A 15,450-nucleotide genomic window follows, 5' to 3' on the forward strand; every position below is an offset into this window, starting at 1 on the left:
TGATTGCAGTCGGCCTGATCTACGCGGCCCGGCTAGGCAGCGCAACCGAAATCGGGAGTTCTGCTGCTAGTGGAGGATGAATTCCCCTTTCAGCGCCCGCCATTCGCTGGCCGATATCAGCCGGCGATGGACGTAGCGGACGGAATGCAACGGACCGTCCAGTTTTTCCTGCCAGAACTTGAGAAAGCTCTTCATTTCCGGGAAATCCGGCGCCAGATCGTAATGCTGCCAGATATAGCTTTGCAGAAGGGTCTGGTGATCGGGCATGCGATAGAGAATTTCGGCCGTGGTCACGCCATAGCCTTTCAGTTGCATTTCCATGTCCTGATTCATGCAATGACCTCGCAGTTCAACAATGGTTCCCGCTCTTGTCGCCGGGTTGTCCCGGTCTTCAGCGATTTGAACATGCCACGGTTACCCGAGGCTTTACAATTCCGTCATTATCGGCTTTTATTTAATAATTATAGTATGTTAGCATCCTCATCCGGTGAGTGCTGCCATTGCTGTGGTCCATTGGCAGGCGCTGGATGCCGGACGTGTCCAATTACCAAAATTGATTGGGAATTCCTGCATTTCGAGGCCGAAAAAAGCCTGAGGTTTAACAAATATTTAGCTTTCCCGGTAAGGTTTGAGGCTTATGTAGTAACGGCCCATTTTTGACATCCAACATTCCGAAGAGATTTGACCATGCCTGTTCTTGATACGGCGGAAACCACTTTTGATCTGGCACCCATCGCGATGTGGGTGGAGGATTTCAGCGGGGTCAAGGCCCTGCTCGATAGCTGGAAGGTCGAGGGCGTTACCGATATCAAGGCTTTTCTACGGGAAGACCCGTCGCGTGTCATGGCAAGCTCGCAGGCCATCAAGGTTCTGAAGGTCAACCGCGCGACGCTGGAGCTGTTCGAGGCGGACGATTTCGATCAACTGGTCGGCAATCTGGGAATGGTCTTCCGGGACGAAATGCTGGAAAGCCACGTCGGCGAACTGTCGCAGCTTTGGGAGGGCAAGGGTCAGTTCTCCGGGACCGCGATCAACTACACCCTGTCGGGCAAGCGCCTTGACATCCAGTTGCGCGCCACGGTGCTGCCGGGATCGGAAGAGACGCTCGAGCGGGTCCTGCTGACGACCGAGGACGTGACCGCACGCGAGTCGGCACGCCGTCAGGAACTCGCGAGCCGGCAATATGCCGAAGGCATCTTCGAGCACTCGCCAGTTTCTCTCTGGGTCGAGGACTTCAGCCGGATCAAGATCCTGCTTGAGGAGGTGAGGGCGCGCGGCATCGTCGATTTCCGGGTGTTCACCGACGTCCATCCCGAATTCGTCCGCCAGTGCATGAGCGAAATCCGGCTAATCGACGTCAACAAGGCGACGCTTAGCCTTTTCGCTGCGCCGGACAAGCATACGATCATGCAGCGTCTGGGCGATGTCTTCCGTGACGAGATGGAGCATCACTTCCGCGAGCAGCTGATCGAGCTCTGGAACAACAACCTTTTCCATTCCCGCGAAGTGGTCAATTACGCCCTGGACGGCAGCGAGCGCCACGTGCTGCTGCAGTTTTCCGTTCTGCCGGGCCATGAGCTGGATTGGTCGCTGGTGCAGGTGGCGCTGACCGATATCACGGCCCGCAAGAAGGCTGAGGCCTATCTCGAATATCTCGGCAAGCACGACGTGCTGACCAAGCTCCACAACCGTGCCTTCTACATGGACGAACTGAACCGGCTTGAGCGCAAGTCGCTGAGGCCCGTCTCGGCCATCCTGCTGGATCTCAACGGGTTGAAGGAAGCCAACGACACGTTGGGTCACGATGCCGGCGACTCGCTGTTGCGGCGCATCGGCGAGGTGCTGAACGGCGTCGTCACGCCGCCGAACCATTGCGCCCGCATCGGCGGCGACGAATTCGCCATTCTGCTGCCCGGCTACGATCGTCCGGCGACGCTTGCGCTGATCGACAACATCAACAAGCTGCTGGAGATCAACAACAAGTTCTACTCCGACCTGACGCTCAGCGTTTCCATGGGTGCGGCAACCAGCGAACCGAACGAGAAGATCGAAGACGTCGTCAAGCGGGCGGATGCGGAAATGTACCGCGAGAAGCAGCGCTATTACGAAGCCGTCGAAAAGAACCGCCGTCGGGCCTGAATTTTCCGGATGTTAGTCCAGAAAAAAGCCGGCTGTGAGCCGGCTTTTTTGCGTCAGCGCTTGAGGTGGCGGGTCAGCCGCGCCTCGATGAAATCGACGCCGTGGCTGAGCGTCTGGACGATCGCCAGATAGAAGATCGCCGCCCAGAGATAGGTCTGGTAGTCGAAGGTGCGCGAGAACGCGTAGCGCGTTTCACCCATCAGGTCGAAGACGGTGATGATGGCGACGACCGCCGAGCCCTTGATCAAGAGGATCAGCTCGTTGTTGTAGGGGCGCAGCGCGACGATCATCGCCTGCGGCAGGATGATCTTCCAGAAGGTGACAGCCTTCGGAATGGCGAGCGAGGACGCGCCCTCGCGCTGGCCTTTCGGGATGCTCTGGATCGCGCCACGGAGAATTTCGGTCTGATAGGCGGCGGTGTTCAGCGACATGGCGAACAGGCCGCAATACCAGGCGTCGCGGAAGAACCACCACAGATTGGCGGCTTCCAGCTCGTGGCGGAAATTGCCGAGGCCGTAATAGATGAGGTAGAGCTGCGCCAGCAGCGGCGTGCCGCGGAAGACATAGACATATCCATAGGCGAAGCCGCTGAGCAGCGGGTTCTTCGACATGCGCGCGAAGGTCAGCGGCAGCGACACGATCGCACCGCAGGTCATCGAAATGCCGACGAGGATGATCGTCGTCATCAGGCCGTGCAGATAGCGCGGGCCGTATTTGGCGAATTTCGCCGGATCGAAGCCGTTGACGACCATCAGCACGAGGCTGACGGCGAGGATGCCCCAGAGGAGAAGGAGCAGATAGCCGGTCAGTCGCGCACCAGACATTTTCTGCGGCGGGACGGGAGGCGCCGGTTGAGCCGGAACAAGCTTTTCTGCAACGCTCATCGGCTGATCTCCGAACGCTTCGCCCAGTTTTCGATGTAGCGCAGCGCAAACGAGGAGAGAACCGCGAGCACGAGATAGATCAGGCAGGCGATGGAATAGAAGAAGAAGGCCTGCTTGGTCACGCGGACCGCGACGGATGTCTGACGCAACAGTTCCGCAAGGCCGACGATCGAGACGTAGGAGGTGTCCTTGAGCAGGATCATCCAGAGGTTCGTCGCGCCCGGAAGGGCGATCCGCACGAGCTGCGGGATGATCACCAGCCGATAGGTGCGGGCCCGGCTCAAGCCAAGGGAGGCCGATGCCTCGAACTGGCCGTTCGGGATCGCCTGCATCGCGGCGTAGATGACTTCGGAGAAATACGAAGAGTTGACGACGCCAAGTGCCACCATTCCGGCCACGAAGGCGTTGATCTCGACGCCTTGGTCGTAGCCGAAGCTCGCCAGCAGCGATTGCACCAGGATCTGCGCGCCGTAATAGATTATAAAGAGGGTCAGCAGTTCCGGCAGGCCGCGGAAGATCGTCGTGTAGATGCCGGCCGCAAGCCGGAGCGATTTTTCCTGCGAGCGCATGGCGAGCGCGATCAGGAAGCCGAGGATGACGCCGACCGGCAGTGTGGCAATCGCCAGCGTCACGGTGATCAGCACGCCGCTTGCCAGTTCGTCGCCCCAGCCGGTGTCGCCGCAGGAGAGGAGGTGACCTTCTCCGAGCCATGTGAAGAGGCCGATTTTTCCGCAAAGCGGATCAAGCCAGTACAGAACGCTGTCCCACCAGGACATGCCCGCGGACGGGATGTCGTTCATGCCAATTCCCCTTGCGGTCGTTGCCGCTTACCGTCTGCCATTTGGCATTTCTTGAAAAGGGCGGGATGTTTTTCGTCCCGCCCTTCCTTGTCTCTTTATTCGGCGCCGTAGACGTCGAAATCGAAGTACTTGTCCTGGATTTCCTTGTACTTGCCGTTGGCGCGAATGGCGGCGATGGCCGCATTCAGCTTTTCACGCAGGGCGTCGTCGCCCTTGCGTACGGCAATACCGGCGCCGGCGCCGTTGATCTTCGGATCGACCGGCATGGTCGTCAGGATCTTGCAGCAGGCGCCGTCATTCGACTTCACCCATTCGGTCAGCACGACGACGTCGTCCATGACGGCATCGACGCGGCCATCCGACAGGTCGAGCTTGAACTCGTCCGAGCTCGGATAAAGCTTGAGTTCGGAATCCTTCAGGTGCGCTTCGACATAGTTGGCGTGCGTGGTCGAGGTCTGCGCGCCGACGGTCTTGCCTGCGAGGTCTTCGACGCTCTTGATGTCGCTGTCCTTCGGAACGGCGATGGCCGGCGGCGTGTTGTAGATCTTGTCGGTGAAGTCGACGAGCTGCTTGCGCTCGTCGGTGATCGACATGGACGACAGGATCATGTCGAACTTCTTGGCCTGAAGGGCAGGGATGATGCCATCCCAGTCGTTCGAAACGAATGTGCATTCCGCCTTCATCTCTTCGCAGAGCGCCCGGCCGATATCCATGTCGAAGCCGAGGAAGTTGCCGGCGGAATCGACGTATTCGAAAGGCGGATAGGTGGAATCGGTGCCAATCACATATTTCTCCCCATCGGCGAGAGCCGAGCCGGCGAAGAGGCTGGCCGCAATGAGGGATGCGACCGCGATCAGACGTTTGGACATTTTCAATAGTTCCTCTCTGTTGACGTCCGTTTGCTTGTTTTTCGATGCGGACGTAGCTGCTGGCTGAGAAAAAGCAACCAACTTCGGTGATAATCAAACCTTTTTTGGGGAAATTGCAATGGCGATTGCGGGGAACCGCACGGGTAGGTGCCGCGTTCATGCGGATGAATTGTCATTGGTCAACGCGCGGATCGCATGAACTTCGTCTGTATTGCTCGTTCATGCAGGGTTCACGGCCATCCACTTAGTCTGACGAAAGTTGGGTCGAACTGTTTTTCGCAGTGCGCAGCCAATGTGCCGAATTATAAAAAGAGGAAACCCCAAATGCCGAACAAGAAATTGCTTCTTACCCATGTGTTCATGCCGATCGTTGGCGTGCCGCTGATGCTGTCGCCGGCCGCCGCGATGCCCGTCGTCAAGCCGGCGGTGGGCATTTCGCAAAACGCCGTCGTCACGGTGGCGATGAGCGTCAAGGAGGCGCGTCAGGCCGTACGCAGGGCTCGCAAGGACCTTGAGGACGCCAAGGCCAACGGCGGAGACGTGGCAGGCGCCGAGGCAGCCCTGCAGCAGGCCGAAGCCGAACTCGAGGCTGCGCAGACGGCCGGTGGCGACCAGAATGCCGATCAGGGCCAGCCGCAGGCAGAACCCGCTCCGGCAGCCGAACCTGCGCCCGACCAGGCAGAAGCCCCGCGCAAGAAGCGCGACAAGAAGCCAGAGATGAACGATCAGACACCGGCGGAAGCCGCCCCAGCCCCCGAACCGGCACCTGAAGCCCCGCCGGCCGAAGCCCCGCCTGCACCGGAAGCCGCGCCGGCGCCGCCGCCGCCGCCGGAGCCCAAGGCCGAGGCGCCCAAGCCGCAGCCGGAAGCAAGCGCGCCGGCACCCGAGGCCGCTCCCGCGCCGGAAGAAAAGCCGGCCATGAAGAAAAAGAAGAAGCCGGCTGACGAGCAGCCAGCAGAAGTCGCTCCTGCTCCGGAAGCGGCACCGGCTCCGGCTCCCGAACCAAAGCCGGCTCCGGAAATTATTCCGCAGACGCAGGATGCTGCACCGGCACCCGATCAGACGCAGGACGCGACGCCGCGCAAGGATCGCAAGCGCGACAAGACGGCCGAAGGCAAGCGTCGTCCGGTACTCGACAGCGCCAAGGACGGTGAAGAGCCCGCCACGCAGCAGGCCGCCCCGGCGCCCGACGCTTCGGCTCCGCCGCCGCCGCCGGCACCAAAGTCTGACGCCGATGCGCAGAAGGCTGGCGCCGAACAGGCCAAGCCGATCGTGATCGAGAAGGCCACGCAGGAAGAAGGCAAGCGCATCCGCCGTGCTCCGGACTTCCAGGAGCCGCAGGGCGCGCAGGTCGAGAAGCGGGTCCGCGGCCGTGACGTGCTGCGCCTCGATGGCCGGATCATCGTTCGCAGCGACGATTCGAGCCGCTTCGGTGATGATCGCGAAACGACCTACGAGCAGCTCTCGCAGGGCCGTGTCCGTGAAATCGTGACCCGCCCGAACGGCGTGCAGATCGTGACGATCCGCAACCGCTACGGCGACATCATCCAGCGTTCGCGGATCGATCGTCGCGGCCGCGAGACGGTGCTGTTCTATTCGCCGGAGCTCAACCAGCGTCCAAACGAGCAGCGCGTCTATCGTGACCCGGGTCTCGACCTGCCGCCGATGCGTCTGCGCATCCCGGTAGACCAGTACATCATCGATTCGGCCGAGGATCCGGATCGTGACTACTACGACTTCCTGCGCGAGCCGCCGGTCGAACGTGTCGAACGGGTCTACTCGCTGGACGAAGTCCGCTATTCGGCTCGTGTCCGTGACAAGATGCGTCGCATCGACCTCGACACGATTCATTTCGCCACCGGCAGTGCCGACGTGTCCATGAATCAGGCCGACTCGCTGGAAAACGTCGCCGAGGCGATGAAGCGGATCATCGACAAGGATCCGGGTGAGACCTTCCTGATCGAGGGTCATACCGATGCCGTCGGCTCCGACGAATCGAACCTGGTGCTTTCGGACGAACGCGCCGAGTCGGTCGCGGAAGTCCTGAGCCGCTTCTACAAGATCCCGCCGGAAAACCTGGTGACCCAGGGCTATGGCGAGCGCTATCTGAAGATCCAGACGGATGGTCCGTCGCAGGAAAACCGCCGCGTCACGATCCGCCGGATCACCGCGCTGGTTCGTCCGGTCGCTTCCAACCAGTAAGCGACTGACAGCAACGACAACAGGAAGGCCGCCGGAAGCAATTCCGGCGGCCTTTTCCGTTTGGCGTGGTTTCAGGTGTCCGTCGGGCTCCCCCGAAGGTCCAGGGTTGCCGCGATGAAATCGGCAATGGCGATCGTATCGTCGAGGTCGAAGACCGGCAGGCCGGCATCGGGGACTGCATGATCGGCGGCGATTGCCGCGATGTGCGGGTCGGTCGGCGCCAGCGGCTCATTGCACCGGGACTCGATCCGTCGGGCTTCGATCTTCGGCACCGGCTCGCGCTTGTAGCCTTCGATGAGGACCAGGTCGCAAGGCGCAAGCCGGGACAGTATTTCCTCGAAGGACGGCTCGGCGGCACCGCGCAACTCGTGCATGATGGCGTAGCGTGTACCGGAGACCAGCGCGACCTCATGCGCGCCGGCCTCGCGGTGGCGGTAGCTGTCTGCGCCAACCTTGTCGATGTCGAAGTCGTGGTGGGCATGCTTTATGGTAGAGACCTTGAAGCCGCGGGCCGTGAATTCGGCGACAAGCCGGACCATCAGTCCTGTCTTGCCGGAATTCTTCCAACCGGCAATGCCGAAGATCTTAGGTCGGGTTGTCATCGGATGGCATCCAGCAGTGAAACCGCCTCGTCGAGGTCGGCAGGCGTGTTGATATTGAAGAAGGGATCGACCGGTCTGAGCGGCGTGTCGATCAGCGGGAAGGCGACTTCGCGGTGCAGATGGCGGGCCAGAAAGCTGGTCAAACGTCGGTTTTCAGGGTCGGCCAGCCAGGATCCGAGGTCGTCGGCGAGCGAAAACGGCCAGGCTGCGAAGACCGGATGGACGCGGCCGGACGAAGTCGCAATCGCGATGGCATCACCGTCGGCAAACTCCATGAGACGGTTGGCCAAATCGACCGGAAAGAACGGGCCATCGACGGGAACGGTGATCATGTGGCTCGCCGCAGGGCAACGCGCCTCGAAGTGGCGCAGACCGGCGAGCACCCCGCTCAATGGCCCGGCATGGCCCGGAATGATGTCGGGGACCACGGGGAGTGACAGCTCGGTGGCCGAGCCGCCGTCGGCATTGACCGCGAGGTCGGAGACCTGGGCGGCCAGTCGGCGGGCGACAAACGCGAGAAGCGAGGAGCCATCGAAGGAAAGATCCGGCTTACTGACGCCCATCCGCCGTGACAGGCCGCCGGCGAGAACAAGACCGGGCCGCGTTCCGTGGGGCAGGGCGCATTGCATCGCTGTCTCTCCTTCCTGAGCCGTCGTGTTACGGGCGGACCTTCCAGGGATTCGGCCCGACCGAGGCGCGCTGGCTGACGGCGCTCTGCGACCGGGTCTTGTTCTCGCGGTAGAACGTGTAGAGACCGGAGCCGATGACGATGGTCGCGCCGACAATCATCCACACATCCGGAATATCCGCAAACATAAGATAACCCATCAGGATGGCCCAGAGGAGGCTTGTGTAGCGGAACGGGGCGATGAAGGAGATTTCTGCGGTGCGCATGGCCATGACGATGCCCTGATAACCGCCGAGCACGAGGACGGAGGTCACCGCCAGAACAGCCCACGAATGGCCGCTGACGGGCTGCCAGACGCCAAGCGGTTCGATCAGTGCCGCGCCGACGAGCGTGATGATGGCGCAGCTGTAGGCGCTGACGGTGGTCGATGGCGTGTCGGCGTGGACCAGTTTGGTGGTCAGATCACGCCCGGCGGCAAAGAGCACAGTCAGAACCACGAATATGGCCGAGAGCCCGTATCCTTCCGGTCCCGGGCGGAGAATGACCAGGACGCCGAGGAAACCGACGAGGATCGCCGTCCAGCGCCGCCAACCGACCGGTTCGTGCAGGAAGATGGCGGCGCCGAAGGTGACTGCAAGCGGCAGCGACTGCAGGATCGACGAGGTGTTGGCGATCGGCATGTCGCGCAGCGCCAGGAGGTAGGCGACCGTTGCCAGCGCGTCGAAGATGGTACGGCCGATCAGGGCCGGCTGCAGCATCACGCGCGGATGCCTAAGCGCTTTCAGCCTCCATGCCAAAAGCAGAAGGAGCACGGTGGTCATCAGCCCGCGCAGGAAGATGATCTGGCCGGTGTTCATGACCGGCGTCAGCGATTTCACCAGAGCGTCATTGCAGGTGAACGTCGCCATCGCCATCATCATGTAGAGGGCGCCTTTGACGTTGTTGGAAAGTGCCATGAATCATGTCCGGTGAGTTTCGGACCAAGTCATAGCCCTGCGATACTATGGATGCCAAGGCGACATCCTGCGAAATGATCTTATTTTGTTTCCGGATACAGCTGGAAATGCTTGTCGATCTCTTCATCGGACGGATTGTCGAGATTGCCTTCGTAGATCGGGTCGATGGAGAAGCCGGTAAGCACGAACTGACCATCGCGCAGCCGCCATTCGCCCTGCGTCCAGGCATCGCCGATGCCGCGCCATTTCGAGTAGCTCGATATGGTGTTGTTTTCGGGGGTAAAATCGGCATTCACCAGAAGATAGGTAGTTCCGAATCCCGTCGCGGCCGGATCCGCCTTGAGTTTCGTGTAGGTCTCGTCGCCCTCGACATAGTCGACCTTGAAGGTCGGTTCGGCAAAGGAGACGAGCGCCAGATCGCCGTCGGCGGGACGCATGGCGAAGACGCTGGCGATGTTGTAGGCGCCCGCATAGCAGAAAATCCGGTAGAGCGTCGCCTTCTGTTCCTCGCCGCTGTCGTCATAGCTGCTTTTCCAGCGCATTTCGTAGGCCTGATCGTCCTCGATCAGTCCGGAGGCATCGCTGTCGTCGCGCTCGTCGCATTGACCGGGAAAGGCCTGGAAGACGAAAGCGACGGCAGCCTTCAGATCATCCCCCGGCGCGGTTTCGGCCGCGTGGCCGCCGCCGGCAAAAGCCAGCAAGGCCGCCGAGACGGCAATCAGTACGATCTGCGAAACGTGCATCATGCGGCGCCCCCCTGCGCCTGCGTCACCCGCCGGTGACGCTCATGTGCCGCGACACGGCCGGGCGTCGATGATCGCGGTCGATGATGAAGTCATGACCCTTCGGCTTGCGGGTGATCGCCTCGTCGATCGCCTGGAAAAGCAGTGCATCATCCTCGCTGGCCCGCAGAGGCGCCCGCAGGTCGGCTGCATCCTCCTGACCGAGGCACATGTAGAGCGTGCCGGTGCAAGTGAGGCGGACCCGGTTGCAGCTTTCGCAGAAATTATGGGTCAGCGGCGTGATGAATCCGAGCGTTCCGCCGGTCTCGGCGATCGAGACGTAGCGGGCGGGGCCGCCGGTGCGCTTGGCGATATCGGTCAGCGTGAACTGACGTTCGAGATCGGAACGGACCTTGGAAAGCGGCAGATACTGTTCGGTACGGTCCTCGCCGGTTTCGCCGAGCGGCATGGTTTCGATGAGCGTCAGCTCCATGTCGCGCTCATGAGCAAAGCGCAGCATGTCGGGGATTTCATGCTCGTTGAAATCCTTCAGCGCCACCGCGTTCAGCTTGATCTTGAGCCCTGCCTTCTGTGCCGCTTCGATGCCTTCCATGACCTTGGAAAAATCGCCCCAGCGGGTAATGGCCCTGAACTTTTCGGGGTCGAGGGTATCGAGGGAGACGTTGATGCGCCGCACGCCGCAGTCGTAGAGTTCTTCCGCATGGCGGGCGAGTTGCGAACCGTTGGTGGTCAGCGTCAGCTCGTCGAGCGCGCCGGTTTCCAGATGCCGGCCGAGTTCGCGGATGAGGAACATGATGTTCTTGCGCACCAGCGGTTCGCCGCCGGTCAGGCGCAGCTTGCGCACGCCCTTGGCGATGAAGGCGGAACAGAGGCGATTGAGCTCTTCCAGCGTCAGCAGGTCCTTCTTCGGCAGGAAGGTCATGTTTTCCGCCATGCAATAGGTGCAGCGGAAGTCGCAACGGTCGGTGACCGATACGCGCAGATAGCTGACATGACGACCGAACGGGTCGACCATCGGTCCATCAGCGCGCGGAAGTTCCGCCGCCTTGTCGAATGTTCCGGGAACGCTGTTCACGTCTCCTCCGATCGGTTTCTTTCTCTGTTCTGACTTCATATATAGCAGACTGCGCTTGCGCCTCCAGTGGTCGAGGCATAGTTGAAACCCGGATAACAGGGAATTGAGTGCTCATGAGCGATATGTGGCCGACCGAACTGCGCGTCAACCGGGAGAAGACCACGCTGACCGTGACTTTCAACGACGGCAGGACGTTTGCGCTGCCGGCGGAGATGCTGCGGGTGCTGTCCCCTTCGGCGGAGGTGCAGGGCCATGGACCCGGGCAGAAGGTCACCGTTCCGGGGAAGCGCAACATCACCATTGTCGCCGTGCAGCCGGTCGGCAATTATGCCGTCCGGATCGTCTTTGACGACCGGCACGACAGCGGCATCTTCACCTGGAGCTATCTGCGCGAGCTCGGCGAAAAGGGCGACACGCTGTTTTCCGAGTACGAACGCGAACTGGCGGAAAAGCGGCTGAGCCGCGATCCGCGCTGAACTGCGGCTATTGCCAGAACCATTTCAGCGATTCCCGTTCGGCCTGCTTCCGCGTCAGCCCGACATCGCGCAGCAGATGATCGTCGAGATCACGCAGATGGGAGCGGCTCCAGCTGTTGCGCCACCAAAGCCGCAACTGGCGTTGAAGGGCGTTCAGGACTGTCGAAGCCTGGATGGTAACCCAGGTCAGGCGGGCGGTTTTCAAGTTTGACGGGAACATCGGCGGCAGCCTCCTGTGATCGGGAGGCCGAGGCATAGCGGTCCCGGCGTGGTCCATGCTTCGGCGAGGACCGAAGCGAAAGCGCGTGACCGGGACGGGCGCTTTCCGGTAGTCTTCCTCCATGAACAATTTTGCTTCCGCCAATTCGATTGCCGAGATCGCCGCGATGATGGGCGATGCGGCGCGCGCCAACATGCTGTGCGAACTGATGGGCGGCCGGGCGCTGACGGCCGGTGAACTCGCCCATTGCGCCGGCGTCACGGCGCAGACGGCCAGCGGGCATCTGGCCAAACTGTCGGACGCCGGCTTCGTCGTTCCGGAGAAGCAGGGGCGTCACCGCTATTTCCGCCTGGCGTCGGCCGAGATCGCCAGCGCCATCGAGGCCCTGTCGGCGCTCGCCGCGGCCGGCCCCAGGCGCCACCGGCCGACGGGACCGCGCGACGAGGCCATGCGGCGCATCCGCACCTGCTACGACCATATGGCCGGCGGACTGGCGGTGGCGCTGACCGACCGGCTGGTCGAAACGGGTATGCTGCGGCTCGGCGACGGGGCGGGCATGGTGACGGACGAGGGGCAGCGCTTCTTCTGCGATTTCGGAATCGATACGGAAGGAGAGGCAAAAGGCCGCCGCCCGCTGTGCCGGGCATGCCTCGACTGGAGCGAGCGGCGGTATCATATCGGCGGGCGGCTGGGCGCCGATATGCTGCGTCGGGCGACCGAGCTCGACTGGCTGAAGCGGAGGCCGGACAGCCGGGCACTGGCCCTGACGCGGAAGGGGCAGGCGGGCTTCGCTGAAGTCTTCGGCGTTTCCCGTGACCTTCTGGAGTTGAGCCCTCACGCCGAGCGGCGATAATCCGTCGTCTGCATTGCCTGACTGTCGGTCGCGTTCATGGCGGTCCGGATCAGGTCGAAATCCGGCCGGCTGATGGCAAACAGGCCGTATCGGAACGGTGCGCCCCAGTTTGCCTTGCCTGCGGCAAACGCCAGATGGGCGCGCAGCGGAACGATCCAGGCCTCGGTTGCCGGCATCCAGTCGACATTGCGGCGGAACGGCCGGAATCCGTTGCCCATGTCCAACTGATACGGTGCGCCTTCAGTCAGCCGGCCGATGGCGGTGAACGCCCGCAACCTTTCCTTTCCGGCGAAGCTTGCTGTCGGCGAGTAGTAGGCCACCCCGTCGCCGGGGTGAAGCCTTGCAAGCGGCGATGCCTTGCCATGGCAGACCTGCATGAACCCTCCGGTCAGTCCGGTGCGGACATGGTCGGCGGAGGCGACGGCAATCCAGAAACGGGTCATTGTCGCCTCACATCGGGCTTTCCGACACGCAGTAGACGCGCAGACGGTGGCCGTCGGGATCGGCCGCGGTGAAGGTGTAGCCGAATTCCATCGTTTCCGGGGCCTGCAGGATGGCGATGCCCTTCAGCTTCCAGGCGTTATGCACCCGGTCGACTTCATCGTTGCTGTCGCAGGCAAGGATCATCTCGCTGCCGCCGGCTTCGGCGGAGACCGGCGGGCGGACGGCATTCTTCAGCCAGAGGCCGAGCTTGAAGCCGTCGTCGAGAACGAACATGGCAAAGCCGGGAGAGGATTCGACCGGCTTGCATCCGAGGATATCCCCGTAGAAGGCGGCGCTTTCGGTCGGATTGGCGACGTAGAGAATGTTGAAATTGGGAGTATGCATCGGTGGGCTCCTTGTTGGTGACGAGGAGACCATAGGTGCGGATACTGTCAGTTTTTGTCAGTATCTGTTCCGGTTGATTGCTTGCGCCGGAGCTTGCCGTGTTCGGTGAATTCCTTCTCTCTCCACGCTTTCAGGAGCGCGGCGCGCCTTTTGGGATAGCGTGTCTCGGTGACGGTCAGGTCGGCGATCCTGTCGACGCGAAAATTGCGAAAATCCTGGCGCAGCTCGCACCATGCAACGGCGACACGCACCCGTTCGAAAAAGCCCAGCGCAAAGGGCCAGATAACCCTTTGCGTGTCGGCGCCGCGTTCGTCGCGGTAAGTGATGTCCAGTTTTCGCTCCGCGCGGATCGCACGCCGGATCGGCGCCAAATCCACGGGGCCCGCGGCGACCGGTTCGCCGGGAATGACCATCAGATTGTTGGCGTCGAGATTGTCGCGAAGATCCTGCGGAAGGACGTTGGCGATCTTGGCGAGTGCATTGCGGGCGGCGAAGGCCAGTTCACCGTCGGTTCGGCCGGCCACCCATCTCGAGCCGAGCACGAGGGCTTCCAGCTCGTCTTCGGTGAACATCAGCGGCGGCAGCATGAAACCCGGCTTTAATATGTAGCCGAGGCCCGCTTCGCCCTCGATGTCGGCGCCCTGCGCCTGCAGGGTGGCGATGTCGCGGTAGAGGGTTCTGAGCGAAATATGCAGTTCGTCGGCAAGCGTCTGTCCAGCGACCGGGTTGCGGTGGCGGCGGAGGATTTGCAGAAGATCGAGAAGGCGTTCCGAGCGTGACATCTTGGGGAGACAGTTACCACTGATGACATATGATGTCAGCAGTTGACGTTAGAACGCTCGTATTGTCAGTATTCGCACTATGCGGTGGCTGCTTTTTGCTGTGAAATCCATCGCAGCGATTCCCCGTCCGGCATCCCGCCCGACCGTGACCCCACATTCCTGATCCGGACGTTTACACCATGTCTCCACAAAGACTGATCATGGCCGTGTTTTTTCTGCAGGCGCTTGCCTTCGGCAGCTGGATCCCGCGGATTCCCGATATCCAGGAAAAGCTCGGTCTGAGCCCGGCAGAGCTGGCGCTGACCTTGCTCGGCACCGCCACCGGAACGCTGGCGACGCTTCCTTTTGCCGGACGGCTGGCCTCCGCGATCGGCGGACGGGCGACGATCATTTACGGCTTTTATGCCTATCTCGCCGCGGTCTGCCTGCCCGGTTTCGCCTGGAACGGGCCGATGCTCTATCTGGCGCTGGCCGTCTTGGGCGCGACTCTCTCGATCATCGAGCTCGGCATGAACGTTGAGGCGGACGCAATCGAGAAGGAGACCGGATCGGCGATCATGAGCCGTTGCCACGGCTTCTGGAGCCTCGGCATGATGGCCGGCAGCCTGATTGGCGCGGGCTTTGCCGGGCTTACGCTGGAACCGCGCTGGTCGCTGCTGATCGCGGCCATTCTCTCTCTGCCCATATGCCTCTATGTCTCGATGCGATTGCCCGTCCCGCAAGCGACGGAGACAGGGGATGATGCAACCTCCGTCAAGCGGTTCCAGCTTCCCGGCAAGCCGCTTCTGGCCATCTGCTTCTTCCTGTTTGGCGTGACGATGGCGGAGGGAGCGATCGCCGACTGGTCCGGCGTCTATCTGCGCGACATCTTCTTCACGAGCGGTGTGGCGACCGGTCTCGGCTATGCGCTGTTTTCGATGACGGCGGCGGGCGGCAGGTTTATCGGCGACTGGATGCGGGGACGCTTCGGACCAGTCATGACGGCACGGCTCTGTGGCGTGACCTTGTTGTTCGGCCTCGTCATCGTTCTTCTGGCACCCGTCACAGCGATTGCCTTTGCCGGCTTCGCCCTGATCGGCTTCGGCGTTTCCGTCGGCTTCCCGCTTGGTGTCACCGCTGCCGCGAGCCTCACGGATCGGCCGCCGGCGTCGAGCGTCGCCATCCTCACCTTCGTGGCAATCTCCGGTTTCATGGTCGGGCCGCCGATGATCGGTTTCGTCGCCGAATATTCGGGGCTCAGGGAAGGGCTCGCCATGCTTCTGCCGCCGCTCATCCTGTCGCTGTTCCTCACCGGTTCATTGCGGCCGAAAGGCCGACCGCCGAAGCACGAGCCGGTTGTGGCCGGGGAAATCCTGTGAGAAAGATGCGGTCTGCCGCTTGCGAATCGGCTGTG

General features: G+C 61.9%; 18 protein-coding genes. 5 read left to right on the plus strand and 13 right to left on the minus strand.

The genetic code is table 11. The features are described 5' to 3' along the window. Nucleotides 1-66: 66 nt before the first annotated feature. Entirely contained in the window at nt 67-333 is a 267-nt protein-coding gene (locus NN662_RS09025) for an usg protein (RefSeq protein WP_261929949.1), read from the minus strand. A gap of 354 nt (nt 334-687) precedes the next feature. Between NN662_RS09025 and NN662_RS09030 the strand changes: the two genes are divergently transcribed. Further along, nucleotides 688-2,139: a sensor domain-containing diguanylate cyclase gene (locus NN662_RS09030; RefSeq protein WP_261929950.1), complete on the plus strand. Its 1,452-nt coding sequence runs from the start codon at nt 688-690 to the stop codon at nt 2,137-2,139. Nucleotides 2,140-2,192: 53 nt separating this feature from the next. Here NN662_RS09030 and NN662_RS09035 read toward each other — a convergent pair whose 3' ends face one another. From NN662_RS09035 to NN662_RS09045, 3 genes are all read right to left on the minus strand, one after another. Next, nucleotides 2,193-3,023 (minus strand): ABC transporter permease, encoded by an 831-nt coding sequence (locus NN662_RS09035; RefSeq protein WP_261929951.1) that lies wholly within the window; start codon nt 3,021-3,023, stop codon nt 2,193-2,195. After that, nucleotides 3,020-3,823: an ABC transporter permease gene (locus tag NN662_RS09040; protein WP_261929952.1), complete on the minus strand. Its 804-nt coding sequence runs from the start codon at nt 3,821-3,823 to the stop codon at nt 3,020-3,022. The genes NN662_RS09035 and NN662_RS09040 overlap by 4 nt, the downstream gene beginning before the upstream one ends. Before the next feature lie 95 nt (nt 3,824-3,918). Further along, the gene (locus tag NN662_RS09045) at nt 3,919-4,692 is read right to left on the minus strand and encodes a transporter substrate-binding domain-containing protein (RefSeq protein ID WP_410010920.1); all 774 of its coding nucleotides are present in this window, start codon (nt 4,690-4,692) and stop codon (nt 3,919-3,921) included. A 324-nt stretch (nt 4,693-5,016) separates the two neighbouring features. Between NN662_RS09045 and NN662_RS09050 the strand changes: the two genes are divergently transcribed. Then, nucleotides 5,017-6,894, plus strand: coding sequence for an OmpA family protein (locus NN662_RS09050; protein ID WP_261929954.1), 1,878 nt, complete (start codon nt 5,017-5,019; stop codon nt 6,892-6,894). A 71-nt stretch (nt 6,895-6,965) separates the two neighbouring features. Here the strand turns inward: NN662_RS09050 and mobB are convergent, their stop codons facing one another. From mobB to moaA, 5 genes are all read right to left on the minus strand, one after another. Further along, a complete protein-coding gene (gene mobB / locus NN662_RS09055; protein WP_261929955.1) occupies nt 6,966-7,496 on the minus strand; it encodes a molybdopterin-guanine dinucleotide biosynthesis protein B in 531 nt (176 codons plus the stop codon). Beyond that, the gene (gene mobA / locus NN662_RS09060; RefSeq protein ID WP_261929956.1) at nt 7,493-8,125 is read right to left on the minus strand and encodes a molybdenum cofactor guanylyltransferase MobA; all 633 of its coding nucleotides are present in this window, start codon (nt 8,123-8,125) and stop codon (nt 7,493-7,495) included. Before mobA ends, mobB begins: the two co-directional genes overlap by 4 nt. Nucleotides 8,126-8,153: 28 nt before the next feature. Further along, nucleotides 8,154-9,080: a DMT family transporter gene (locus NN662_RS09065; protein ID WP_261929957.1), complete on the minus strand. Its 927-nt coding sequence runs from the start codon at nt 9,078-9,080 to the stop codon at nt 8,154-8,156. Between the two features lie 80 nt (nt 9,081-9,160). Beyond that, entirely contained in the window at nt 9,161-9,826 is a 666-nt protein-coding gene (locus NN662_RS09070; RefSeq protein WP_261929958.1) for a DUF1176 domain-containing protein, read from the minus strand. Between the two features lie 22 nt (nt 9,827-9,848). Next, entirely contained in the window at nt 9,849-10,838 is a 990-nt protein-coding gene (gene moaA / locus NN662_RS09075) for a GTP 3',8-cyclase MoaA (RefSeq protein WP_261931916.1), read from the minus strand. A gap of 173 nt (nt 10,839-11,011) precedes the next feature. Here moaA and NN662_RS09080 point away from each other — a divergent pair, with 173 nt between their 5' ends. Beyond that, nucleotides 11,012-11,374, plus strand: coding sequence for a DUF971 domain-containing protein (locus tag NN662_RS09080; protein WP_261929959.1), 363 nt, complete (start codon nt 11,012-11,014; stop codon nt 11,372-11,374). Nucleotides 11,375-11,381: 7 nt separating this feature from the next. On the opposite strand, the gene NN662_RS09085 is transcribed toward NN662_RS09080, so the two are convergent. Then, nucleotides 11,382-11,594 (minus strand): DUF1127 domain-containing protein, encoded by a 213-nt coding sequence (locus tag NN662_RS09085; protein ID WP_261929960.1) that lies wholly within the window; start codon nt 11,592-11,594, stop codon nt 11,382-11,384. Nucleotides 11,595-11,715: 121 nt separating this feature from the next. Here NN662_RS09085 and NN662_RS09090 point away from each other — a divergent pair, with 121 nt between their 5' ends. Continuing rightward, on the plus strand, nt 11,716-12,447 hold the full coding sequence (locus NN662_RS09090; protein ID WP_261929961.1) for an ArsR/SmtB family transcription factor: 732 nt from the start codon (nt 11,716-11,718) through the stop codon (nt 12,445-12,447). Here NN662_RS09090 and NN662_RS09095 read toward each other — a convergent pair. From NN662_RS09095 to NN662_RS09105, 3 genes are read right to left on the minus strand one after another with little or no spacing between them, the layout of a single operon-like run. After that, the gene (locus NN662_RS09095; RefSeq protein WP_261929962.1) at nt 12,429-12,890 is read right to left on the minus strand and encodes an EVE domain-containing protein; all 462 of its coding nucleotides are present in this window, start codon (nt 12,888-12,890) and stop codon (nt 12,429-12,431) included. The genes NN662_RS09090 and NN662_RS09095 overlap by 19 nt on opposite strands. Nucleotides 12,891-12,897: 7 nt before the next feature. Continuing rightward, a complete protein-coding gene (locus NN662_RS09100; protein ID WP_261929963.1) occupies nt 12,898-13,275 on the minus strand; it encodes a VOC family protein in 378 nt (125 codons plus the stop codon). A gap of 47 nt (nt 13,276-13,322) precedes the next feature. Next, on the minus strand, nt 13,323-14,057 hold the full coding sequence (locus tag NN662_RS09105) for a helix-turn-helix transcriptional regulator (RefSeq protein WP_261929964.1): 735 nt from the start codon (nt 14,055-14,057) through the stop codon (nt 13,323-13,325). Between the two features lie 200 nt (nt 14,058-14,257). Between NN662_RS09105 and NN662_RS09110 the strand changes: the two genes are divergently transcribed. Continuing rightward, on the plus strand, nt 14,258-15,415 hold the full coding sequence (locus NN662_RS09110) for an MFS transporter (protein ID WP_261929965.1): 1,158 nt from the start codon (nt 14,258-14,260) through the stop codon (nt 15,413-15,415). Nucleotides 15,416-15,450: the final 35 nt, after the last annotated feature.

It is taken from the genome of Rhizobium sp. NRK18 (assembly GCF_024385575.1).
GTDB lineage: Bacteria > Pseudomonadota > Alphaproteobacteria > Rhizobiales > Rhizobiaceae > JANFMV01.